This is a genomic window from Castellaniella defragrans (assembly GCF_014203015.1).
Lineage (GTDB): Bacteria > Pseudomonadota > Gammaproteobacteria > Burkholderiales > Burkholderiaceae_B > Castellaniella > Castellaniella defragrans.
Genome location: NZ_JACHIB010000003.1, coordinates 202549 through 225297, shown reverse-complemented (window position 1 = coordinate 225297; position 22749 = coordinate 202549). Strand labels below are relative to the sequence as shown.

The 22749-nt window shown below is 70.9% G+C and carries 18 protein-coding genes; 3 read left to right on the top strand and 15 right to left on the bottom strand.

Going from position 1 to position 22749, the window contains the following annotated elements; translation table 11 throughout:
- Positions 1–5 precede the first annotated feature (5 nt).
- The 12 genes from HNR28_RS03615 to HNR28_RS03560 all read right to left on the bottom strand — a co-directional run bounded on the left by HNR28_RS03615 (position 6) and on the right by HNR28_RS03560 (position 15574).
- The gene (locus HNR28_RS03615) at positions 6–587 is read right to left on the bottom strand and encodes a MarR family winged helix-turn-helix transcriptional regulator (RefSeq protein WP_242404208.1); all 582 of its coding nucleotides are present in this window, start codon (positions 585–587) and stop codon (positions 6–8) included.
- A 101-nt stretch (positions 588–688) separates the two neighbouring features.
- On the bottom strand, positions 689–2281 hold the full coding sequence (locus tag HNR28_RS03610; RefSeq protein ID WP_184142494.1) for an ATP-dependent acyl-CoA ligase: 1593 nt from the start codon (positions 2279–2281) through the stop codon (positions 689–691).
- On the bottom strand, positions 2268–3014 hold the full coding sequence (locus HNR28_RS03605) for an ABC transporter ATP-binding protein (RefSeq protein WP_043684246.1): 747 nt from the start codon (positions 3012–3014) through the stop codon (positions 2268–2270). Before HNR28_RS03605 ends, HNR28_RS03610 begins: the two co-directional genes overlap by 14 nt.
- Entirely contained in the window at positions 3011–4792 is a 1782-nt protein-coding gene (locus tag HNR28_RS03600) for a branched-chain amino acid ABC transporter ATP-binding protein/permease (protein ID WP_151024460.1), read from the bottom strand. The genes HNR28_RS03605 and HNR28_RS03600 overlap by 4 nt, the downstream gene beginning before the upstream one ends.
- Entirely contained in the window at positions 4789–5844 is a 1056-nt protein-coding gene (locus tag HNR28_RS03595) for a branched-chain amino acid ABC transporter permease (protein WP_151024461.1), read from the bottom strand. Before HNR28_RS03595 ends, HNR28_RS03600 begins: the two co-directional genes overlap by 4 nt.
- Positions 5845–5883: 39 nt before the next feature.
- Positions 5884–7086, bottom strand: coding sequence for an ABC transporter substrate-binding protein (locus HNR28_RS03590; RefSeq protein WP_170288452.1), 1203 nt, complete (start codon positions 7084–7086; stop codon positions 5884–5886).
- Positions 7087–7147: 61 nt separating this feature from the next.
- On the bottom strand, positions 7148–8314 hold the full coding sequence (locus tag HNR28_RS03585) for an ABC transporter substrate-binding protein (protein WP_151024471.1): 1167 nt from the start codon (positions 8312–8314) through the stop codon (positions 7148–7150).
- 103 nt (positions 8315–8417) lie between these two features.
- On the bottom strand, positions 8418–9227 hold the full coding sequence (locus tag HNR28_RS03580; RefSeq protein WP_151024462.1) for a cyclase family protein: 810 nt from the start codon (positions 9225–9227) through the stop codon (positions 8418–8420).
- Between the two features lie 19 nt (positions 9228–9246).
- On the bottom strand, positions 9247–10503 hold the full coding sequence (locus tag HNR28_RS03575; protein ID WP_151024463.1) for an SDR family NAD(P)-dependent oxidoreductase: 1257 nt from the start codon (positions 10501–10503) through the stop codon (positions 9247–9249).
- Positions 10500–11666, bottom strand: coding sequence for a thiolase family protein (locus HNR28_RS03570; RefSeq protein WP_151024464.1), 1167 nt, complete (start codon positions 11664–11666; stop codon positions 10500–10502). Before HNR28_RS03570 ends, HNR28_RS03575 begins: the two co-directional genes overlap by 4 nt.
- A 28-nt stretch (positions 11667–11694) precedes the next feature.
- Positions 11695–13275: an indolepyruvate oxidoreductase subunit beta family protein gene (locus HNR28_RS03565; RefSeq protein ID WP_151024465.1), complete on the bottom strand. Its 1581-nt coding sequence runs from the start codon at positions 13273–13275 to the stop codon at positions 11695–11697.
- Between the two features lie 19 nt (positions 13276–13294).
- Positions 13295–15574 (bottom strand): thiamine pyrophosphate-dependent enzyme, encoded by a 2280-nt coding sequence (locus HNR28_RS03560; protein WP_151024466.1) that lies wholly within the window; start codon positions 15572–15574, stop codon positions 13295–13297.
- A gap of 178 nt (positions 15575–15752) precedes the next feature.
- Here HNR28_RS03560 and HNR28_RS03555 point away from each other — a divergent pair, with 178 nt between their 5' ends.
- Complete coding sequence (locus HNR28_RS03555; RefSeq protein WP_151024472.1) at positions 15753–16292, top strand: MarR family winged helix-turn-helix transcriptional regulator; 540 nt, start codon at positions 15753–15755, stop codon at positions 16290–16292.
- On the opposite strand, the gene HNR28_RS03550 is transcribed toward HNR28_RS03555, so the two are convergent.
- From HNR28_RS03550 to dacB, 3 genes are all read right to left on the bottom strand, one after another.
- On the bottom strand, positions 16278–16748 hold the full coding sequence (locus HNR28_RS03550) for a MarR family winged helix-turn-helix transcriptional regulator (protein ID WP_043687604.1): 471 nt from the start codon (positions 16746–16748) through the stop codon (positions 16278–16280). The genes HNR28_RS03555 and HNR28_RS03550 overlap by 15 nt on opposite strands.
- Before the next feature lie 135 nt (positions 16749–16883).
- Entirely contained in the window at positions 16884–18494 is a 1611-nt protein-coding gene (locus HNR28_RS03545) for an AMP-binding protein (protein WP_043684264.1), read from the bottom strand.
- Positions 18495–18705: 211 nt separating this feature from the next.
- The gene (dacB, locus tag HNR28_RS03540; RefSeq protein WP_409360343.1) at positions 18706–20154 is read right to left on the bottom strand and encodes a D-alanyl-D-alanine carboxypeptidase/D-alanyl-D-alanine endopeptidase; all 1449 of its coding nucleotides are present in this window, start codon (positions 20152–20154) and stop codon (positions 18706–18708) included.
- A gap of 308 nt (positions 20155–20462) precedes the next feature.
- Here dacB and queA point away from each other — a divergent pair, with 308 nt between their 5' ends.
- Both queA and tgt read left to right on the top strand, forming a co-directional pair.
- The gene (gene queA / locus HNR28_RS03535; RefSeq protein WP_148304984.1) at positions 20463–21539 is read left to right on the top strand and encodes a tRNA preQ1(34) S-adenosylmethionine ribosyltransferase-isomerase QueA; all 1077 of its coding nucleotides are present in this window, start codon (positions 20463–20465) and stop codon (positions 21537–21539) included.
- A complete protein-coding gene (gene tgt / locus HNR28_RS03530; protein WP_043684267.1) occupies positions 21536–22672 on the top strand; it encodes a tRNA guanosine(34) transglycosylase Tgt in 1137 nt (378 codons plus the stop codon). The genes queA and tgt overlap by 4 nt, the downstream gene beginning before the upstream one ends.
- Positions 22673–22749: the final 77 nt, after the last annotated feature.

Genomic DNA, 22749 nt, shown 5'->3' with positions numbered 1-22749 from the left:
CCGAATCAGGCGCTCGTCTTGCTCCCGCGCCGCCGGGGCGGGCTCGCCGCGGCCTCGGTCTCGACCTCGGCCTGGCGGTTCGCCAGCAGGACCCGCAAATGGCCCAGGTGCTCGTACAGGGCGTCGCGGCTTTCCACCGGCAGGCCCTTGAACATCCCGACCAGCCAGCGCTCGTGCTCGGCGGCCATGACCGCGAACTCGGCGCGCCCCTTGTCGGTCAGCGTCACGCGCCAGGAGCGGCGATCCTCGGGATTGACGATGCGGCGCACCAGCCCTTCCTTGACGAGCTGGTCGGTCAGCCCCGTCACGTTGCCGCCGGTCACCATCAGGTAGCGCGACAGCACGTTCATGCGCAGGCCGTCCGGGTGACGGTCGAGCTGGGCCAGGTAGTCGAAGCGCGGCAGGCTGGTGGCGAAGCGCACGCGCAGCAGCTGGCGGATCTGGTGCTCGATCTGCGTGCTGCAGGCGAGCAGCCGCAGCCAGATCTTGGTTTCCATGTGATCGTCGATCTGCGCGCGCGCCTCCAGGCCGATGTGGTCATCGCCCAGGGACTGCACCAGTCGGAAATGTTTGGCATGAGCGGTCACGCGCATCCCCTCCTTTCGATCGAATTGCCGGCCATGTCGGGCTCCGTCATCTTGCGCCGGGGGAGCCGTGCCGCCCCCGGGCCTGGAACAATCATCCGCGCTCAAGCCCGCTGCCTGCGCGGCGCCTGGGGACGTTCCCAGGTGGCCGCGGTGACGCCGCGTTCGCGCAACTTGTACTTCTGGATCTTGCCGTTCTCGGTGCGCGGCAGGTCTTCCAGCACGTCGATGTAGCGCGGCACCGCGAAATGCGGCAGCCGGGACTCGCACCAGACCGCCAGTTCCGGCAGGTCCAGGACCTGGCCGGGACGCGCGACCAGCGCGGCCATGACCTCGTCCTCGGCCAGTTCGGAGCCGACGGGATAGACGGCGGCGGCCGCCACGGCCGGATGACTCAGCAGCACTTGTTCGACCTCGAAAGACGAGATATTTTCCCCTCTTCGGCGGATTGCGTCCTTGATCCGGTCGACGAAACGGAACGCTCCGTCGGTTTCGCGCAGCACCCGGTCGCCGGTATGGAACCAGAGGTTGCGCCAGGCCTCGACCGTCTTCTCGGGCATGTTGAAGTATCCCGAGGCGAAGGCATAGGGCTCGTGCGCGCGCACCAGCAGTTCGCCGGCCTGGCCGACCGGCACTTCCACGTCGTCCTCGTCGGCCACGCGCGCCTCGAAGCCCGGCAGGACCCACCCCATCACCCCGCGCCGCGGCGAATCCGGCGCGGTGCCGATCACGAAATTCGTTTCCGTCGAACCATAGCCTTCGAGCAGCTGCACGCCGGTGCGCGCGCGGAACGTCTCGCCCGCTTCGGCGGGCACGCCCGGCCCCAGCCCGATGCGCACGCGATGCGCCCGCTCCGCCGGCGCCGACGGCTGCGCCAGCAGGATCGGCACCATGGCGCCGAGCAAGTATACGACGGTCGCGCCGCAGGCGGCCATCGAAGTCCAGAAGCCCGAAGCCGAGAATTTCGGCTCGAACACCACCTCGCAGCCGGCCAGCGCCGCCTGCGCGTAGGTGTTGAGGGCATTGATGTGGAACAGCGGCAGCGTGGTGCACAGGACGTCGTCCTGCGTCACGCCCAGGACGCGCAGGGTGTTGACGCCCCACCAGTAGTACTGCGCATGCGGGCAGAGCACCCCCTTGGACGGTCCCGTGGTGCCGGAAGTGTAGAGGATCGCCAGGGTGTCGCCCGGCCCCACCGCCTCGGCCTCCAGCGCCGGCCCGCCCGGCGGCCACGGCGCCGCCGGCACCTCGCCGATCGCCCCCGCCGCGCCGGCGCCGTCCAGCACCCAGATCTGCCGCAGGGAAGTCTTGCCCAGGTCGGCCGTCGCCAGCCGGTCCAGGTACTGCGCCTCGATCACCAGCAGCCGGGCCTGGCTGTTGGCCAGAAAATATTCGATCTGCGGCCCGCGGGACGCGGTGTTGACCGGCACGGCGACCGCGCCCGACCAGCCGCAGCCGAGGAAGGCCTCCAGGAATTCCTCGCGGTTGGCGCTCATGATCGCCACGCGGTCGCCCCGGCCCACGCCGGCCGCGCGCAGCGCGCCTGCCCGCCGCGCCGCGATCGGCGCCGCATCCGCGTGCGTCCAGCGGGCCGCGCCCAGCTTCAGGGCCGGCCGCCCGGCGAACAGCGCCGCCTGGCGCAGCAGCATCCGCGGCACGGTCCGCTGTGCGGGCGGCAGTCCTTCATGCATCGTCATCGGTGCCTCCTCCAAGATAAGTGGCCCGCACGCGCGCATCCTCGGCGAGCGCCGCGGAATCGCCCGACAGGGCGATCTCGCCGGTTTCCAGCACGTAGCCGAAATCGGAGCTCTCCAGCGCGGCGCGGGCGTTCTGCTCGACCAGCAGGATCGACACGCCGTCCTCGCGCAAGGCGCGCACGATGGACAGGATCTCCCGCACGATGAGCGGCGCGAGCCCCAGGCTGGGCTCGTCGAGCATCAGCAGGCGCGGCGCCGACATCAGCGCGCGCCCGACCGCCAGCATCTGGCGCTCGCCGCCGGACAAGGTGTCCGCCCGCTGCGAGCGCCGCTCGGCCAGCCGCGGAAAGCGCGCGTACACCGAATCCAGGCGGCCGCGCAGGGCCTGCGGCCGCAGCCGGCGCGAATACGCGCCCAGGCGCAGATTGTCCAGCACCGAGAGCTCGCCGAACAGCTCGCGCGTCTCGGGCACGAGGCACAGGCCGCGCTCCACGCGCGACTCGACGTCCAGGCCGGCCAGGTCCTCGCCCTCGAAGCGCAGCGTGCCGCGCGAGGGCAGCAGGCCCATCACCGCCGACAGCAGCGTCGTCTTGCCCGCGCCGTTGGGCCCGATGACCGAGACGATCTGGCCCGGCTGCAGGGCGATCGAAACCCCGCGCACCGCCTCGACGCGCCCGTACGCGACCCGCAGGTCCCCCACTTCCAGCATCGGCGTCCCTGTCGTCGCGCTCATACCGTCCCCCCGAGATAGGCGGCCTGCACCCGCTCGTCGGCGCGCACGGCCGCCGGCACGCCTTCCACCAGCTTGGAGCCGAAGTTCATCACCACCAGCCGGTCCACCAGATTCATCACGAAATCCATGTCGTGCTCCACGATCAGGATGGTCATGCCTTCCTCGCGCAGCTTGCGCAGCAGGTCGCCCAGGGCGAGTTTTTCCTGGCGCCGCAGGCCCGCGGCCGGCTCGTCCAGCACCAGCAGGACGGGATCGGAGGCCAGGGCGCGCGCGATCTCCAGGATGCGCTGGGTGCCCAGCGGCAGGCTGCCGGCCATTTCATGGGCGCGGTCGCCCAGGCCGATCCGGTCGAGCTGGCGCCGCGCCTCGTACAGGATGCGGCGCTCTTCCTCGCGGTCCAGGCGCAGGCCGGCGCGCAGCATGCTGGGCCGTGTCCTGGCATGGACGCCCAGCGCGACGTTGTCCAGCAGGCTCATGTGCGGGCGCAGCTTGACGTGCTGGAAGGTGCGCCCCAGGCCCAGGCGGGCGATTTCCAGCTGCAGCATGCCGGACACGTCGCGCCCCAGGAACCGCACCCGCCCGGAGGTCATGGGAATCGTGCCGGTGAGCAGGTTGAACATGGTGGACTTGCCCGCGCCGTTGGGCCCGATCAGCCCCAGGATCTCGCCCGCGTTCAGCTCGAAGCTGACGTCGTTGACCGCGACCAGGCCGCCGAAGCGCTTGACCGCGCCCTGCACCGACAGGATCGGCGTCCCGCGGGCCGGCATGGCGCGATTGGGCAGCGGCCGGGCCGGCGCCACGGGCGCCGCGGCCGGACGGCCCGCGCCATGGCGCCGCCGCCAGCGGCGCACGTAGGCCATCAGGCCGCCGCGGGCGAAGTGCAGCAGCGCGATGAACAGGGCCGAGAACACGATGGAATCGAGCTGGCCGGAGCGCTGCGTGAGCCACGGCAGCACGTCCTGCAGGACGTTCTTGAGGGCCAGCACCAGGCCCGAGCCCACCAGGGCGCCGGCCAGGCTGCCCAGGCCGCCGGCCACCGCCATCAGCAGGTATTCGATGCTGGCGTGCACGCTGAACGGCGAGGGGCTGACGAAGCGGTTCATGTGCGCGTACAGCCAGCCCGCCAGGCCCGCCAGCAGCGCCGCCGTGACGAACAGGGACAGCCGCAGCCGGTAGGCGTCCGCGCCGACGCTGGCGAGCAGCGTCGCGCCGCCGCGCAGGCCGCGGATGGCGCGCCCCGGACGGGAGTCGAGCAGGTTGCGGCTGAACAGGAACGCCAGGCCCACCACCGTCCAGACGAGGTAGTACATGGCCTGCGGCTCCATCAGCGACCAGCCGCCGATCGTCACGGGCGGGATGCCCGACAGGCCGGTATGCCGGCCCAGGGCATCGAGATTGCCGAACAGCATGGAGATCGACAGGCCCCAGGCGATGGTGGACAGGGCCAGGAAGTGCCCGCCCAGGCGCAGGGTCAGCATGCCGATGGCCAGAGCGGACAGCCCCGTGAGCGCCAGCGCGAAGATCAGGCCCAGCCAGGGCGACATCCCCTGCGCGGTCGTCAGCCAGGCGCTGGCATAGGCGGCGATGCCGACGAACGCCGCCTGGCCGAAGGAGGTCGCGCCGCCCACGCCGGTCAGCAGCACCAGCCCGAGGGCGACCAGGGCGCCGATGCCGATCTCGTTGAGCAGCGAGACGGTGAAGGTGCCCGCGAACAGCGGCGCGAGGATGAGGGCGGCGATCAGCACCGCCACGAGGATCCTGGGTGCGAACGGTTTCATTGATCGATCTCCTCGGCTTCTTCCTCGTGGTGGCGTGCCAGGTAGGAGCGCGCCATCAGCACGGGAATCAGCAGGCTGAACACGATCGCGTCCTTGAGCGCGCCGCTCCAGAAAGACGCGAAGCTCTCGAACAGGCCGACGGCCAGGGCGCCCAGGGCCGTGGCCGGATAGCTCACCAGCCCGCCGATGATGGCGGCCACGAAGGCCTTCAGGCCGATGAGGAAGCCCGAGTCGTAGTACATGGTGGTGACGGGCGCGATCAGGATGCCGATGAACCCCGCCAGCAGGGAGGAATAGCCGTAGGCCAGCATGGCGGTGCGGGCGGGACGGATCCCCACCAGCCGCGCGCCCACGCGGTTGATCGCCGTGGCGCGCAGCGCCTTGCCCATCGCGGTCCGCTCGAAGGCGAGGAAGAACAGGCCGCTGAGCACGATCGCCGTGCCCACCATGAGGATCACCTGGCCGCCGACCTCGACCCCGTCGCCCAGCGCCAGCGAGCCCAACGCCAGGGGCGCCGTGCGCGTGCCCTCGGGACCGAAGAACAGCAGGCCCAGGCCCGAGAGCAGGAAGCTCAGGGCGAGCGACACGATCAGCAGCACCAGCACGGAGGCGTCGGCGATGGGCTGGAACACCACGCGCGCCAGCAGCGGCGCCATCGGCACCACCAGCAGCACCGACGCGACCACCTGGACGGGCGCTGGCGCCCCGAAGCGCGCGGCCGCCCAGGCGATCAGGCAGGGCAGCAGGGGCAGCACGCCCCACAGCAGCAGCGCGCGGGGAATGCGGCGCCCCTCGCCCTTGCGCGCCAGGCTGCCGACTTCCGTCAGCAGCGCCGCCGCGGCCAGGAAAGCCACCAGGCCGATGGTCGGCGGCACCTGGCCCGCCTCGAAGGCCGCCAGACTCAGGGCGGAGAAGGCCGCGATGTCCCCGAACGGCACGAACACGACGCGCGTGACCGAAAAGACCAGCACCAGCCCCAGCCCCGCAAGCAGGTAGATGGCGCCGTTGGCCAGGCCGTCGATGCCCAGGATGAGGGCGATATCCCATGTCATGATGTCAAATCCCTTCGTTTCATCGCCGCGGGCCGCCGCTCAGCGGCCCGGCGGCTTGGGCTGCGCGGCCAGCTTCCACTGCCCGCCTTCCATGCGCACCATGACGACCGCGCGCTCGTCCGAGCCGTAGCGGCTGTCGCGCCCGAAGTTGTAGATGCCGTGCGTGCCGGCCAGCTCCCGCGTCGACACGATGGCGTCCTTGAGCGCCTGCCGGTAGGCCGGCGTGCCCGGCGGCCCCGCGTCCGCGCCGACCCGCGCGGCGGCGTCGGCCAGCACCAGGTAGGCGTCGTAGGTGTAGGCCGAGAAGGCGTCCGTCGGCGGCGCGCCATAAAGCTGCCGGTACGAGGCGCGGAACGCCATCGAGACCGCGCGGATCGGATCGCCGGCCGGCAATTGCTCGGCCACCAGCACCGGTCCGCTGGGCACCTCCAGGCCTTCGATCGAACGGCCGCCCACCCGCACGAAATCGGCGTTGATCAGGCCGTGGGTGCCGTAGAGGCGCCCGGCATAGCGGCGGTTGGCAAGCTCCAGGTACGGCAGCGCGCCGGGCGTGCCGCTGTTGCCGGCGAACACGGCGTCCGGCCGCCTGGCCATGATCTTCAGCACCTGGCCAGCCACCGACATGTCGCCGCGCGCATAGCGCTCGTTGGCCACCACCTCGATGCCCTGCTCGCCGGCGCTGCGGACCAGCGAGTCGTAGGCCAGGTCCCCCAGCGCGTCGGAGAAGCCGATGAAGGCCACGGTCCTGACGCCCTCGGCCTTCATGCGCTTGACCACGGCCGACACCATCAGCTCGAACGGCTGCGAGGCCGCCACCGTCCAGTCGTGTTCCCGGCCAGGCAGCGAGATGGGCGTGGGCGAGATCAGCGGCGTCTTCAGCTCCTGCGCGACGGCGGCGATCGCCATCGCGCCGGGCACGCCCGAGGTGCCGATGAGCACGTCCACCTTGTCCTCGTTGACCAGCTTGCGCGCATTGCGCCCCGCCGTGGTCGGGTCGGAGGCATCGTCCAGGACGATGAGTTCCACCCGGTGACCGGCCACCTCGGGGAAGCGGGCATGCGCGGCGCGGATCCCCTTTTCGTAGGGGATCCCCAGCGCCGAGACCGGCCCGGACAGGGAGCTGATCACGCCCACCTTGAGTTCCGCCCCCGAGGCGCTCATCGACAGGCAGGCCGCGCCCGCCAGGATCAGCCAGCGCAGCACGCGCGGCGGCGCCGGGAATGTCTCCAGAAACAAATTCATCGCTCTCTCCAGGAACCGGGAATGGCGGCGGCCGGGCCGCCGCCTCGGGGACCGGCCTCGCTCAGGGCACCAGCTTCCATTGGCCCTTTTCAAGCCTGACCACCACACGGGAACGCTCGTCCGTGCCGTAGGTCGTGTCCGGCCGGAAGTTGTAGACCGCGTGGGTGCCCACCAGCTCCTTGGTGCTGTTGATCGCGTCGTGCAGCGCCACGCGGAATTCCGGCGTGCCCGGCTCGGCGGTGGCCGAGGCGCGCTTGGCCGCGTCCAGGAAGATCAGCCAGGCGTCGAAGGAATAGGCGGAAAAGGCGTCGGCGGCCGGCGCGCCGTTGGCCTTCTGGTAGGCGTCGCGATAGGCCATCGCCACCTTGCGGATGGGATTGTCCTCGGGCAGCTGCTCGGCCACGATGACCGGGCCGGTGGGCGCCAGCAGGCCCTCGACGGAACTGCGCGCGACGTTGATGAAGGCCGGATTGATCAGGGCGTGGGTGCCGTAGAGCTTGCCCTTGTAGCCGCGGTCGGCCAGCGCCAGGTAGGGCAGCGCGCCGGGCGTGCCCGAGTTCCCCGTGATCACGGCGTCGGGGCGCTGCGAGACGATCTTCAGCACCTGGCCGGCCACCGAGGCGTCGCCGCGCGCGTAGCGCTCGTTGGTCACGACCTTGATGCCCGCCTGCGGCGTGGTCTTCTCCAGCGCCTCGTAGACCTGGTCGCCCCAGGCGTCCGAGAAGCCGATGTAGCCCAGGGTGTGGACGCCGGCCTGCTTCATGTGATCGACCACGGCGCTGATCATCAGGGTGGCGGGCTGCGGCACCGTCACGACCCACTCGGCCTCGGCTCCCGACAGGTCGGCGTGGGCGATCGAGATCAGCGGCGTCCTGGACTCGCGCGCCACCGCGGCGATGGCCAGAGCGCCGGGCGAGCCGGCCGTGCCGATGATGGCATCGACCTTGTCCTCCTCGATCAGCTTGCGGGCGTTGCGCGCCGCCGTGCTGGGGTCGGAGGCATCGTCGAGCTGGATGAGCTGGACCTTCTTGCCGTCGATCTCGGACTGGTAGGCCTGGCCCGCCTTGATGCCCTTCTGGTAGGGGATGCCCAGGGAGGAGACCGGACCCACCAGGGAGGTGATGAATCCGACCTTGTAATCGGCCGCGCGGGCCGAGGGAACCGCGGCGACCAGCGCCGTGGCCGAGACGGTGGCGGCCAGGGCGCGCAGGGAACGAAGAGACTTCATCATGGGCTCCTTCAGAAAGGGAGAGGACCGAAGTATTAAGTTATAAAAAATTTACTCATCAACGATAAAGACGGCATGCCGGGAATCGGGGGAGGCACCCGCTTCAGGCGTCCGCCACCAGGGCCAGCACCCGCAGGGGGCTGCCGCTGCCCTTCTCGATCTTCAGCGGCGGGCAGATCAGCACCGCGCCGCTGGCGGGCAGCAGGTCCAGGTTGCACAGGCACTGCAGGCCGTAGCGGCCGGCGCCATGCATGAGGTAGTGGCAGGGATAGGGCGGGCGCAGATGGTAGCCCTGGCCGGCATCGGTGCCGATCGCCTCGGAGCCGAACCCCAGCACGTCGCGCTGCTCGATCAGGAAGCGCACGGCCTCGGCGCTGGGTCCGGGCGTGTGCTGGCCGGTCTCGTCGTAATTCTGGTATTCCTTCGGGTCGGTGCGCTTGGACCAGTCGGTGCGCATCAGCACCCACGAGCCCGCCGGGATGCGGCCGTGCGCGGCCTCCCACGTCTCGATGTCCTGGATGGTCAGCAGGTAGTCGGGGTCGTCCTTCACCTGCGGCGAGCAGTCGATGACGCAGGCGGGCGCCACGAAATGGCGCACCGGGATGGTGTCCACCGAGTTGTTGGGCAGGTCGCGGCCGGAGATCCAGTGGATGGGGGCGTCGAAGTGCGTGCCGGTATGCTCGCCGCAGGAAAAGTTGTTCCAGTACCAGCCCGGCCCGCGCTCGTCGTATTTCGAGACTTCCTCGATGCGGAAAGGCCAGCACTGGCCGAATTCGGGCGGCAGCGCGATCTGCGGGAATTCGGGCGTCAGGGTCTGGGTGAGGTCGACGACGCGGATGCCGCCGCCCAGCAGCGCCCGGGCGAACCCCAGCAGGGCCTCGGCGCCCGTCGTCGGATCGGTGTGGGATGTCATGCTTTGCTTCTCCAGGCCGTCAGGCGCCACGGTTCATCGAGAGTTCACGTTCCAGGACCTTGGGATTGTCGCGCCAGCGCTGCAGCCACTCCTGCGCCACGTCGCCGGGATACACGTCCTCGACCCCTTCCTTCAGGGCCTTGACGACCGCGGCGGCCAGGGCCTCGGGGCTCAGCTTGGGGGGCGGCACGTTCTGGTTCCATTCGTCGTCCACCGGCCCCGGATAGACGTTCATGACGCGGATGCCGGCCAGCGCCATCTCCGCCCGCAGGCACTGCGCCAGCGAATGCGCCGCCGCCTTGCTGGCGCTGTAGGTGCCCTGCGGCGGGAAATTCGACAGGGCGTAGATCGACAGGAGGTTGACCCATGCCGTGGCGCTGGCCGTGCCGTCGGCCGAGCGCCCCTTGAGCGCGGGGCCGAACGCCTGGGCGAGCCGCAGCAGGCCGAAATAATTGATGTCCATCTCGGCCCGCGCGACGTCGGTGCCGCGCCGCGAGGCGATGCCATGCGTGCGGTGCACCTCGGCGTTGTTGACCACGATGTCCACCTTGCCGCCGATGGAGCCCGCCTGCTCGACGACGCTGCGGTTGTCGCTGAGGTCCAGCGGCACCAGCGACACCTGCGGCAGGGCCGCGATGTCCTCCAGCCCGCCCAGCCGCTTCCAGGGCTCGGCATGGCCCACCCAGACCAGGTCGGCCCCGGCCGCCACCAGCGCCCGCACGAGGGCCTGCCCCACCGGGGTCTTGCCGTCGGTGACCAGCACCTTGCGGAACTTGGGGTCGCAGCCCATTTCGCGCAGCATCGGATCGTCTGCCATGTTCGCACTTCCTTCCATCGGGAATCCAATCAAGACGGCCTGCCCGGCGCGATCGAGCCGGGCGCCCACGCGCACCCGCTGCGGCGCGGGGCCGACGTCGCCGTGCACGTGCACCATGAGGGTGGGACCGGCATCCAGGCGCACGAACCCCAGGCGCCAGGGCAGGCGCTCGCGGAAGAACAGGTCGTTGCTGTGATGCAGCGTCGTCTCCGTGAGCAGCTCGCCCTCGCCGCCCTGCTCGCGCCAGACGAGCCGGCTGGAGAGGCACCGGTGGCAGGCCGAGCGCGGCGGATACTGCAGCGCCCCGCAGGCATCGCAGGCCTGCAGCTCGAAGCGGCCCTCGGCGGCGGCCGCCGTCATGCCCAGGGCCACGCGGCCGCGCGCCCAGGGAGGCAGGTTCATCTGCCGGGTGCGCAGCACCGGGTTCTTGCGCGGAGGCCGCATCAGGGGCATGGTCATTGGCTGCTCCCGAGAATCACCGCGCCGGTGCACAGGCAGCGGTCGTAGGTCACCATGCCGAATCCCGCCACCAGGCCCAGCCGCGCGCCCGGGACGGCGCGGTCGCCGGCCTGGCCCGTCAGCTGGCGGATCGTCTCCGTGAGTCCCATGAATCCCCCCGCCGCGCCCGGCTGGCCGGCCGACAGCTGGCCGCCGCCGGTGTTGTTGGGAAAGCTGCCGTCCACCGTCAGGGTGTGGGACCGCACGAACTCCGGGCCTTCGCCCTTTTCGCAGAATCCCAGGTCCTCGAACTGCATCATCACGATGACGGGATAGTCGTCGTAGGATTGCAGCAGGTCGATGTCGTCCGGCCCGACGCCCGCCTGCGCATAGAGCTCGTCGCGGTCCTGGCGCCAGCCGCCGCGCACCATCACCGGGTCGTCGGAAAACGCGTTGTGGCGCTCGATGGCGGCCCGCACCAGGACGTGGTCGAGCCCCAGGTCGCGGGCGCGCTGCTGCCTCATCACCAGGAAGGCCTCGGCGCCGGCGCAGGGCATGACGCAATCGAACAGGTGCAGGGGATCGGCGATCGGCCGCGCCGCCATGTACTGGTCCAGCGTCAGCGGCTTCTTGAACAGGGCGTTGGGGTTGCGCAGCGCGTTCTCGCGCTGCGCCACGGCGATGCGGCCGAAGTCCTCGCGCCGGGCGCCGAACGTGCGCATGTAGTGCGCCGTGATCATGGCGAAGACCGAGTTGGGCCCGCCCGAGCCGTACGGATAGGTGGCGTCCCGGGAGAAATCGCTGAACGCCCCGAGCGTCTGGCGAAACGAATCCACGTGATTGGTGTCGGCCGCCACGCAGGCCACGATGTCGGCGTCGCCCACCTGGACCGCCCGGGCGGCGCGCCGCAGGCACATGACGCCCGACGCCCCGCCGGTGGGCACGTGGTCGAGCCAGCGCGGCGACAGGCCCAGGTGCTGGGTGACGCCCACGGCCGTATCGGGCACCAGCGAGAAGCTGGACAGGCACAGGCCGTCGATGTGTTCCTTGGCCACGCCGCTGCGCTCGACCAGGCCGCGCACGGCCTGGCCGATGAACCAGTGCGCGCCTTCGTTCGAGAACCGCTGATAAGGCACGGTGACCGGCACGGCCACGGCGACGTCGTCATACCCCAGGCGCGCCATCAGGAGGTTCCTCCGGTGAGGGTCTTGATCATGGACAGCTCCTTTCGGCCCCGGCGAACAGCCCGTCGAGCGGGAAGCCGCGGCGCGCCAGGGCGTCGCGCAGGACGCGCCCATGCTCGTCGGCCAGCGCCGCGTTGCGCAGTTCGCGCAGGATGGCGGGCGCCAGGGCCTTCGCATGGCGGTCCAGCACCGTCATGATGATCTCGTAATTGCGCAGGCCGCGCTCGTGCGTGTCGCTGTAGCCGCGCACCAGCGTCTGGCATTTGGCCGCCTCCAGCGCCAGGCGGGGATCGATGGCGGCCGCCGCGCGCAGGCGCCCCAGCCAGGCCTCGATGCGCGCGGTCTCGACGGCGTAGCGCAGGGTGACGCGCCGCCAGCGCCCCCACCACGCCAGCGCATACAGCAGGAAGAACCCGCCCAGCGAGCTGGTGGTGACCACGCGGCCATCGCGGGTGAGGCGGGCCACGAGGCGATGCACGGCATGCGGCCTGGACAGCCAGCGTCCCAGGCCGGCGGGCAGGGTCTCGCAGATTTCCTCGATGCGCGGGTGCATGTATTCGGAGATCGACAGCACCTGCCCGTCGGTGGAGCGCACCTCGCCGCGCACGCGCTCGAAGCGGCTGCCGCGGATCTTGAGGTCGGCCACCCGGATGGTGTCCTCGTAGGTCATCCACAGGGCGAGGTGGCGCGCCACCTCGCGCATCATCTCGGCATCCTGGCCGCCGGGCGCCGCCCGCTGCGCATCCAGGCGGTCGAGGTACAGGCGCCCGTAGGCCGGGTCCTGGTAGTCCACGCAGCGGCGGATGCCCTCGATCACGATGGGCTGGATCTCCGCCGGATAGCCGCGGGCATGCTCGACCAGCCGCGCCACCTCCGGATGGCGCGGCGCCACCGCGGCCGGGTCCGGCAGGGCGGGCTTGGCATCGGCGGCCGGCCGGCCGCCCTCCCGGGCGCGCACAGTGGGGCGCGAGGATTCGCTCTGCGTCAGCCGGGCCTGCTCGAAAGCGTCGGCGAAGGCCGCCAGGCTGGCCTTGACGCCCACGCCGCCGCGCTCGATGGTGGCCTCGAACTGGGCGCGGTTGAAGGGCAGCACTCCGGCGCCGCTGAGCGCGCCGAACAGCACGGCGCTGACCACGCTGCCGTTGCGCTCGGCCGTCCGGGCCATGTCGAAGGTGATCAGCCGCCGGGCCGCGCGGCGGATCTGCCGCTGGAGCGCGTTGCTGTCGACCCGGCCGTCTCCCAGGTGGGATTTCTCGGCGATCGCATAGACGCGGTGCGTGGAGCCGATCAGGGTGGTGCGGTCCGGCGTGACGAAGCCGCGCTGCACGGCCCGCCCCGCCTCCATCAGCTCGGAGGCCAGGACGATGTCCACGTCGCCCGGCATGGGCGACTGGGCCAGCACCGGCACGCGGGCATCGGGCTGGTCCGCGCCCGGGAACAGCTCGACGTAATAGATGGTGGCGCCGGTGCGCTGCGCCACGCCGGGCACGGAGGTGGTCTGGGCGAACCAGCCGTTCTCCTCGCCCAGATCGACGATCCAGTCGGCCAGCACGCCGCCGCCCTCGCCGCCCATGGCCAGTACCGCGATCTTGATCGGTTCGGAATACATGTCGGATCGTCCCCCGCCGCTAGAAGGCATGCCGGTCGCGCCGGCGGGCCAGGCCGCGCTGGAACCAGGCGATGATCGCCCCGCGCGTGCGGTGCTTCCATTTGTCCCAGCCGGAGGGGTTGTCGATGATGCTGGCCTTGTAGAACGAGGGGCACAGCACCGCGGCGTGCGCGACCTCGCCGCAGTGGCCGCATCCCACGCAGGTGTCCTCCACGGCGGTGATGGGCTCCTGGCGCAGCGGGTCGGGATTGTCCCGGATGGTGAGCGAGGGGCAGCCCGACAGACGGATGCAGGAATGGTCGCCGGTGCAGGTGTCGGGATCGACGCCGAAGCGCTCGCGCACGACGCGCCTGCCCTCGGCGATGGCCTTGCGCCGCAGCGGCTTTTCGCGCCGCTGGCGGTTGAGCATGCATTCGCTCTGGGCGATCAGCACCTTGGGGCCGGCCGAGAGGGTGGTGAGCGCCTCGCGCAGGGCGGCCGTCATGGCCTTGGTGTCGTAGGTGCGCCGGATCGTGCGCACCCACTTCACCCCCACCCCGCGCACGGCGTCCTCGATCTCGTGGCCGGTGCTGCGGGTGGGATTGACGGTGTTGTGCGTGGACAGGATGTCCTGCCCGCCGGTGGCGGCGGTGTAGTTGTTGTCCACGATGATGGTCAGGTTGTCGCTCTGATTGAACACCGCGTTGGCCACGCCGCTGGTCAGGCCGTTGTGCCAGAACCCGCCATCCCCCATGACGGAGATGGCGCGGCGGCTGGCGGGCGCACTGCCGGGGGCGACGTTCAGGGCGGCGGCGCTCGCCCCGCCCAGGCCGTAGCCCATGGTGGTGTTGCCCAGGTCGAAAGGCGGCAGGATGGAGAACAGCTGGCAGCCGATGTCGGCGCTGATGTGGTGCGTCCCCAGTTCGCGCTCGACCAGCCGGATGGCGGAAAAAATGGGCCGCTCGGGACAGCCGGTGCACAGCCCGGGGGGGCGCGGATACACGGTCTCGCTCAAGGGCGGCAGGATGTCCTCGTCCCGCGCCCCGGCGGCCCCGGCCGGGACGGCGGCCGGGATCACGGCCTCGGCCACGGCCGATCCGGCGGCTTCGGCCGTGGCCGAGGCCGGGGTTTCGGCGGGCGCGGCCTGTGCCGTCCGCGGCGGCGCGGCCTCGGCGGCCACGCCCGGCAGGGTCCAGCCGTACTGCTCCAGGAAGGCCCGCAGGCCGGTGCGCACCGTGGCGGCCGTGTATTCGCCCGCCATCGGCAGCACGTCCTTGCCATGCAGGCGCACGTCCAGGCGCCGCTGCAGCACGATGGAGGCGACGTTCTGCTCGATGAAGTTCGGCTGCCCCTCTTCCAGCACCAGCAGGGCCTTCTTGTCCTGGCAGAAGCGCTCGAACTCGTCGTCCACCAGGGGGTAGGTGACGTTCATCACGTACAGCGGGATCTGCGACTCGCCATACACGTCCGCCAGCCCCAGGCGCTGCAGCGCGCGGATCACGGTGTTGTAGAGCCCGCCCTGCAGGGCGATGCCCACGTCCGCGGCCTTCTCGGAGAAGAACTCGTTGAGCCCGCGCTCCTGGACGAAGCGCACGGCCGCGGGCCAGCGTTCCTCGATCTTTTCTTTTTCGTGGACGAAGCTGGCCGGCGGCAGCACGATGCGGCCGACGTCGCGCACGGGGTTTTCCAGCGCGTCGCGCACGGAGAACGCCGGCGCCCGGTTGTCCGACGCGACGAACTGGCCGTGCAGGTGGCAGGAGCGGATGCGCACCTGCAGCATCACCGGCGTATGGCTGGCCTCGGACAGCTCGAAGCCGTCCTTGACGGCCTGCACGATGCAGGGGAGATTGGGGCGCGGATCCAGCAGCCAGATCTGGGACTTCATGGCGAAGGCGTGGCTGCGCTCCTGCATGATCGAGGAACCCTCGCCATAGTCCTCGCCCACGATCACGAGCGCGCCGCCCGTGACCCCGCCCGAGGACAGGTTCGCCAGCGCGTCGGAGGCCACGTTGGTGCCGACGGTGGCCTTGAACGTGACCGCGCCGCGCAGGGGATAGTTCACCGAGGCCGACAGCGTCGCGGCGGCGGTGGCCTCGCTGGCGCTGTTCTCGAAGCGGATGCCGTATTCGGCAAGGATGTCCTGCGCATCCGCGAGGACGTCCATCAGGTGCGAAATGGGCGCGCCCTGGTAGCCCGCGATGTAGGCCACCCCGGACTCCAGCAGCGCCTTGGTGATGGCGAGGATGCCCTCGCCGCGGAAGACTTCTCCCGCCGGCAATCGCAGCTTCTCGACTTCGGCGACGAATGATCGCTCGGCCATGGTCTCGCTCCAGAATCGTGGATACGCCGTCTCTCGGGGGACGGCTTCTGGTCGGATTATAGTTTATGAGTGAACATATTCATTATCATGATTTACCCTAAGCCCATGCGCTCCGGCCACCGGACGGGCATAGAATTGAGGCCGTCGTCCCCTCCTCAGGAATCAGATGCCGCACGCCATGGAATCCAGCCCGCCCGCCCCCGCCCGCTTCGTCGACGGCTACCTGCCCGCCCTGCTGGCGCTGGCGAGCCGGCTCATTTCGGGGGAATTCCACGAGGTGGTCCGCCAGCACGGCTTTTCGGTGTCCGAGTGGCGCGTGATGGCCTCCCTGGCCGACGGCGATCCCATCAGCATCGGCGAGCTGGCCCAGGTCACCGTCACCAAGCAGCCCACCGTCACCCGCCTGCTGGACCGCATGGAGTCGAAGGGCCAGGTCGAACGGCTGCCCCACCCGAGCGACCGGCGCATCACCCTGGTGCGCATCACGCCCCAGGGGTCGCGCACGATCGAGCGCCTGATCGGCCTGGCGCGCGAGCACGAAAGCCGCGTGCTCGCGCCCTTCGGGCTCGCCCGCGCCGAGGAGCTGAAAAAGACGCTGCGCCAGATCATCGATCTGCACACGGGGCGACCGGGCGCGGGCGCCGATGCCGATGCCTCCGCCGATGCTGAAGCCGGCACCGGCACCGATGCCGCCGACGCCGGGTCAGTGCTCGGATAGGTTCTCGAACATGTGCCTGAGCGTCTTCATCAGGTGCTCCAGCTCGCCGGCATCCAGGCCGCGGTAGCCGCGCACGAAGATCCGGTGGGTCGCCTCCTCGATCCGGACGGCCAGCGCCTCGCCCTCGGCGGTGATCAGGACGTCGGTCACGCGCGCGTCCTCGGCGTTGGTGCGCATCTCGATCAGCCCCGCCTCGCGCATCCGCTGCAGGATGCGCGTCAGCGTGGACGGCTTGATGACCACGTGCATGGCCAGCGTGGAGATGCTGACGACGCCGTGCTGCCGCAGGACGATCAGGACCCGCCGCTGGGGAATGCCGGTCTTCAGGCGCTTGAGGACCCGTTCGAGTTCGAGCGTGTAGAGGGCGTGGAGGCGGACCAGCCAGTAGAACGGGAACTCGTCGTAATGGAAGTCCTTGCCTTCCGGGATGAAGCGCCGCGGGTCGATGTCAGCCATGATGTCCGCCTGATTTTCCGCCTGGGTTTCCGCCTGATTGCACACGGAGGCCCGCCCCCGGCCGGGGCGGCGCGCTCCTGGCGCATCATACGTCAAGCCGGGCGGCCCAGGCAGCCGCTCGAAGCGCGCAGGGGCTCACTCCTGCTCGTGCAGCCGGAAACGCTGCAGCTTGCCGGTCTGGGTGCGGGGCAGCGCATCCAGGAACTGCACGGCGCGCGGATACTTGTAGGGCGCGATCGTCGCCTTCACGAAATCCTGCAGCGCCCTGGCCATCGCCTCGTCCCGCGCCTGGCCGGACCGCAGGACCACGAAGGCCTTGACGATCTGGCCGCGGTCCGCGTCGGGCACGCCGATCACGGCGCACTCCGCCACGGCGGGATGCTGCATCAGGGCCTCCTCGACCTCGGGCGCGGCGATGTTGTAGCCCGACGAGACGATCATGTCGTCCGTGCGCGCCTGGTAGAAGAAGTAGCCGTCGGCGTCCATCAGGTAGGCGTCGCCGGTCAGGTTCCAGCCGTCGCGCACGTAGGTCTTCTGGCGCGGATCGGCCAGGTAGCGGCAGCCCGTGGGGCCCTGCACGGCGAGCTTGCCGATGGTGCCGGGGGGCACCTCCCGGCCGGCGTCGTCCACCACCCTGGCACGGTAGCCGGGCACCGGCTTGCCGGTGGCGCCGGGCCGGGCGTTGCTTTCGTCGTGCGAGATGAAGATGTGCAGCATTTCGGTGGCGCCGATGCCGTCGATCAGCTCGATGCCGGTGGCTTCCTTCCACAGGGCGCGCGTGGCCGCCGGCAGCGCCTCGCCCGCCGACACGCACTTGCGCAGCGGCGTGCGCCGCAGTTCGGCGCCATGGGCCGCCAGCGCCCGGTACGAGGTGGGCGCGGTGAACAGCACGGTGGCGCCGAACTCGCGGATGCCTTCGAGCAGCAGCGGCGGGCCGGCCTTTTCCAGCAGCGCCACGGAAGCGCCCACGCGCAGGGGAAACAGCAGCAGGCCGCCCAGGCCGAAGGTGAAGGCCAGCGGCGGGCTGCCGATGAACACGTCGTCGGCCACCGGCCGCAGCACGTACTTGGGCCAGCAGTCGCAGATCGCCATCACGTCGCGGTGGAAATGCATGGTGGCCTTGGGCACGCCCGTGGTCCCGGACGTGAAGCCCAGGATGCAGGTGTCGTCGGCGGCCGTCTCGACGTTGCGGAACTCGCCCGGCATCCGCGCCATGGCGGCCTCCAGGCCGTCCGGGCCGTCCTGCTTGAAATACCGCAGCTGCCGCAGCACGGGACACGCCCGGGCCGCCAGATCCATTTCCTCGGCCAGGGTGGCGTCGCACAGGGCGTGCGTGACCTGGCCGATCTCCAGGACGGCCTTCAGCTCCTTGGCCCGCAGCAGCGGCATCGTCGCCACCGCGATGCCGCCCGCCTTCATGACGGCGAACCAGCAGGCCGCCAGCATGGGATTGTTGGGCGCGCGCAGCAGCACGCGGTTGCCCGGCACCAGGCCCATCTCCCGGACCAGCACGTGGGCGATGCGGTTGGCGCGCTCCTGCAGGTCCGCATAGGTCCAGGTCACGCCCGGCGCGCGGATGCAGACGCGGCCGCCGCGCCCTTCGGCGACGTGGCGGTCGAGCAGCTCGGTGGCGCAGTTCAGGCGCTCGGGAAACCGGAGTTCGGGCAGCTCGAACAGGAATTCGGGCTGCTGCCCGGGCGGCGGCAGATGGTCGCGGGCGAAGGTGTCCACATGCGCGGTGGTCATATTGTCTCCTCGGTCAAGACGAATCGTCCCGGGCTCGACCGGCACGGCTCCGCCTCACGCGCTCTTTAATTTAGTTCATATTAATTTAGAAATAAACTAATAGATTGTCAACAGTGGGCATGCGGGTGCGGCGGGCATGCGGGCGCGGCGGGCATGCCGGCAACGCCGGAGCCCCGCCCCGCCGCGAAGGGCGTGTCGAGCCGCGCGCGGCTCAGCGGTCCGCCAGCCACTCGACGAGGGCATCATCGAAGGGCCGCACGGCGGCCGCGCCCGGATCGTTGACCAGGCTGACCAGGATGTAGCGCTTGCCGCTGTCCCCGCGCACGTAGCCGGCCAGCGCGCGCGAGTCGCGCAGGGTGCCGGTCTTCAGGTGGGCCTGGCCGCGCGTGTCCTCGGAGCGCAGGCGGCGGCGCACCGTGCCGTCCACCCCCGAGATCGCCAACGAGGAGATGAACTCGGGCATCATCGGCGAGCGCCAGGCCACGTCCAGCATCTGCGCCAGGCCGCGCGCCGTGATGCGGCCCTGGCGCGACAGGCCCGAGCCGTTGTCCAGCACCCAGCCGGTGGTGTCCACGCCCTGGTTCTTCAGGATCTGCCGGACCGCGCGGCCGCCGCTGTCGGGCGTGGCGCCCGGGCCGTTCAGCTCCGCGCCCAGGGTCAGCAGGGTCATGCGGGCCATGACGTTGTTGCTGAACTTGTTGATCTGGCGGATCACCTCGGCCAGCGTGGGAGAATCGTGCCAGGCCAGCGGCTTGGCGCGCGCGGGCACGGCGCCTTCGCGGAAGCCGCGCGACAGCGTGCCGCCCAGCTCGCGCCAGAGCAGGCGGAACAGGGCCTCGAAATGGTCGTCCTGATCGCCGGCCAGGCGGTACACGCTGAACTCGCCGCAGGCGCCGACGGCCTTGCCGGCGACGTGGATCACGGAACCGGGCCCCTCGGGACGCACGTCGGCCGCCACCACGGGCGAGCCCTTGCAGGCGCCGTCCAGCCATTCGAGCCGGCCCTCGACGCGCACGTCGCGCGTGGGCGGATCGAGCAAGGGAACCCACTGGCGCGCATGGGCATCGGGCAGGAACACCACCCGGGTCGCGCCGAAGTTGACCATCATCGCATCGGGGCTGGCATTGTAGGGGCGGTCCGGGGCGTCGTCGAAGTCGCCCGGGTCGATGGCCACGTTGCCGAAGCGCCCGCGGTCCACCACGACCTCGGACAGGTTCTTCACCCCCCGCAGGCGCAGTTCGCGCAGCATGTTCCAGAGGTCTTCCTGGCGGAACCAGGGATCGCCGGCGGCCTGGACGTAGAGCGGCCCCGACAGGGTGCCCTGGTCGTCGATGTCGGCGCCCGGGTCGGACAGGAAGCGGGTGCGCCAGACGTAGTCCGGCCCCAGCGCCGACAGCGCGGTCCAGGTGGTCACGGTCTTCATCACCGAGGCCGGGTTGCGCGGCTCGTCGGCCTGGATGCGGGCGATGACCGGCCCGCCGGCCTCGCGGATCTCCAGCGACAGGGCCGACAGCGGCAGTTTCGTGGCCTTCCAGGCCTTCTGCAGCTCGGGCGGCAGGGCCTGCGCGCCGGCGCGCAGCGACGCGCCCGCCAGCAGGCATGCCGCCAGCCCCGCGCCCAGGCGCCGCAGCCACCGTGAGTGCCCCGATCCCCGCATCATCCGTCCCGCCAACCGCATGCCGCCACCCGCTGTGAAACGCCCCGCGCCGCGCCCTCGGCTCGCCGCCCCGGAAAGGGCGCGCATTTTGCCTTGGGGCGGCCCGGCGCCAAAAAACGCCAGCATAATCCAAAGCGGGCGGGCGCAGGCAAGGGCCCGCGGGGCGCGCCATCCGGCCGGACGGGACGCCGGCGCGCCGACGCGCGGGACCGGCGGCGCATCGCGCGGACGCATCGGACTAAAATACCTCCCGTTTCCATTCCCCCGACCGTTTCCTTCCCCGGACGCCCTCGCCCGCGCCCGGCCTGCCCGTGACCGATTCCCTCGACATTGCCCAGTTCGACTACGAACTTCCTCCCGAACTCATCGCCCAGCACCCCGCCGCGCGGCGCGACGCCAGCCGGCTGCTGCGCCTGGACGGCGCCGGCGGCCTGCACGACCTGCAATTCACCGATCTGCCCGGCCTGCTGCGCGCCGGCGACCTGCTGGTCTTCAACGACACCCGCGTCATCAAGGCCCGGCTGCGCGGCCGCAAGGACAGCGGCGGCCAGGTCGAGGTCCTGATCGAGCGCATCACCGAGCCCCGGCGCGCGCTGGCCCACGTGCGCGCCAGCAAGTCGCCCCGCCCCGGCACGCGGCTGGCGCTGGCCGACGGCGCCTTCGAGGCCGAGGTCCTGGGGCGCCGGGACGAACTGTTCGAGCTGGCCTTCCCCGCCCCCGTGCTGGAACTGCTGGAGCGCCACGGCAGCGTGCCGCTGCCGCCCTACATCACGCACGGCGCCGGCAGCGAGGACGAGGCGCGCTACCAGACCGTCTACGCCGCCAAGCCGGGCGCCGTGGCCGCGCCGACCGCCGGCCTGCACTTCGACCAGGCCATGCTCGACCGCCTGGACGCCATGGGGGTGGAGCGCGCCTTCGTCACCCTGCACGTGGGCGCCGGCACCTTCCAGCCGGTGCGCGTCGCGCGCATCAGCGAGCACGTCATGCACGCCGAACGCTACGTCGTGCCGGCCGACACCCTGCGCCGCATCCGCGAGACCCGCGCGCGCGGCGGCCGCGTGATCGCCGTGGGCACCACCAGCGTGCGCTCCCTGGAAGCCGCCGCGCACGACGGCGACGGCGAGCACGCCTGCGAAGGCGACACCCGGCTGTTCATCACGCCCGGCTACCGCTTCGCCCACGTCGATGCCCTGATCACCAATTTCCACCTGCCGCAATCGACGCTGCTGATGCTGGTGTCCGCCCTGGCGGGCCTGGAGCCCATCCGCCGCGCCTACGCCCACGCCGTGCGGTCGCGCTACCGCTTCTTCAGCTACGGCGACGCCATGTTCATCGAGGCCGCCCAGGACCTCGCCCCCGCAGACCAGCCCCAGGCCCCGACCCCATGACCGGACTCCGATTCGACCTGCTGCACACCGACGGCGCCGCCCGCCGCGGCCGCCTGACGCTGAACCACGGCGTCGTCCAGACGCCGATCTTCATGCCCGTGGGCACCTACGGCAGCGTCAAGGCCATGCTGCCGCACGAGCTGGAGGAGATCGGCGCCCAGATCGTGCTGGGCAACACCTTCCACCTGTGGCTGCGCCCCGGCACCGACATCCTGGACCGCCACGGCGGCCTGCACGGCTTCATGCAGTGGGACCGGCCGATCCTGACCGATTCGGGCGGCTTCCAGGTCTTCAGCCTGGACGGCATGCGCAAGATCACCGAGGAAGGCGTGCGCTTCGCCTCGCCCATCGACGGCGCGCGCCTGTTCCTCACGCCCGAGGAATCGATGCGCATCCAGCGCAGCCTGAATTCCGACATCGCCATGGTGCTGGACGAATGCACGCCCTACCGCATCGGCGAGCGCCCCGCCACCCACGAAGAGGCCGCCGCTTCGATGCGCATGTCGCTGCGCTGGGCGCGCCGCTCGCGCCAGGCCTTCCTGGAGCTGGGCAACCCCAACGCCCTGTTCGGCATCATCCAGGGCGGCATGTACGAGGACCTGCGCGACGAGTCCCTGGCTGGGCTGACGGAGATCGGCTTCGAGGGCTACGCCATCGGCGGCCTGTCGGTGGGCGAGCCCAAGGAGGACATGATGCGCGTGCTGGCCCACGTGACCCCGCGCATGCCCGCCCAGGCGCCGCGCTACCTGATGGGCGTGGGCACGCCCGAGGACCTGGTCGAGGGCGTGAGCCGGGGCGTGGACATGTTCGACTGCGTCATGCCCACCCGCAACGCGCGCAACGGCTGGCTGTTCACCCGCCACGGCGACCTGAAGATCCGCAACGCCCGCTACCGCGACGACACCCGCCCGCTGGACCCCGCCTGCGGCTGCCACACCTGCCGGCATTTCTCGCGCGCCTACCTGCACCACCTGCAGCGCGCCGGGGAAATCACCGGCGCCCGCCTGAACACCCTGCACAACCTGCATTTCTACCTGCGCCTGATGGCGGAGATGCGCACGGCCATCGAGGAGGACCGCTTCGAGTCCTGGCGCGCGGCCTTCCACCGCGACCGGGCGCGCGGCATCGAATGAGCCTCGCCTGCCGTGCGGGCGCCCGGCGCACGGGCACCCGGACGCGGCCCGGCGGATATCCCGCTACAATCAAGAGT

What these genes read in the sequence shown, in the direction of transcription:
- HNR28_RS03560 (WP_151024466.1), bottom strand. Translation starts at nt 15,574, where the DNA reads ATGGCCGAGCGATCATTCGTCGCCGAAGTCGAGAAGCTGCGATTGCCG.
- dacB (WP_409360343.1), bottom strand. Translation starts at nt 20,154, where the DNA reads ATGATGCGGGGATCGGGGCACTCACGGTGGCTGCGGCGCCTGGGCGCG.
- HNR28_RS03565 (WP_151024465.1), bottom strand. Translation starts at nt 13,275, where the DNA reads ATGTATTCCGAACCGATCAAGATCGCGGTACTGGCCATGGGCGGCGAG.
- HNR28_RS03555 (WP_151024472.1), top strand. Translation starts at nt 15,753, where the DNA reads ATGGAATCCAGCCCGCCCGCCCCCGCCCGCTTCGTCGACGGCTACCTG.
- tgt (WP_043684267.1), top strand. Translation starts at nt 21,536, where the DNA reads ATGACCGGACTCCGATTCGACCTGCTGCACACCGACGGCGCCGCCCGC.
- HNR28_RS03570 (WP_151024464.1), bottom strand. Translation starts at nt 11,666, where the DNA reads ATGGCGCGCCTGGGGTATGACGACGTCGCCGTGGCCGTGCCGGTCACC.
- HNR28_RS03595 (WP_151024461.1), bottom strand. Translation starts at nt 5,844, where the DNA reads ATGACATGGGATATCGCCCTCATCCTGGGCATCGACGGCCTGGCCAAC.
- HNR28_RS03585 (WP_151024471.1), bottom strand. Translation starts at nt 8,314, where the DNA reads ATGAAGTCTCTTCGTTCCCTGCGCGCCCTGGCCGCCACCGTCTCGGCC.
- HNR28_RS03600 (WP_151024460.1), bottom strand. Translation starts at nt 4,792, where the DNA reads ATGAAACCGTTCGCACCCAGGATCCTCGTGGCGGTGCTGATCGCCGCC.
- HNR28_RS03545 (WP_043684264.1), bottom strand. Translation starts at nt 18,494, where the DNA reads ATGACCACCGCGCATGTGGACACCTTCGCCCGCGACCATCTGCCGCCG.
- HNR28_RS03580 (WP_151024462.1), bottom strand. Translation starts at nt 9,227, where the DNA reads ATGACATCCCACACCGATCCGACGACGGGCGCCGAGGCCCTGCTGGGG.
- HNR28_RS03575 (WP_151024463.1), bottom strand. Translation starts at nt 10,503, where the DNA reads ATGACCATGCCCCTGATGCGGCCTCCGCGCAAGAACCCGGTGCTGCGC.
- HNR28_RS03550 (WP_043687604.1), bottom strand. Translation starts at nt 16,748, where the DNA reads ATGGCTGACATCGACCCGCGGCGCTTCATCCCGGAAGGCAAGGACTTC.
- HNR28_RS03610 (WP_184142494.1), bottom strand. Translation starts at nt 2,281, where the DNA reads ATGACGATGCATGAAGGACTGCCGCCCGCACAGCGGACCGTGCCGCGG.
- HNR28_RS03605 (WP_043684246.1), bottom strand. Translation starts at nt 3,014, where the DNA reads ATGAGCGCGACGACAGGGACGCCGATGCTGGAAGTGGGGGACCTGCGG.
- HNR28_RS03590 (WP_170288452.1), bottom strand. Translation starts at nt 7,086, where the DNA reads ATGAATTTGTTTCTGGAGACATTCCCGGCGCCGCCGCGCGTGCTGCGC.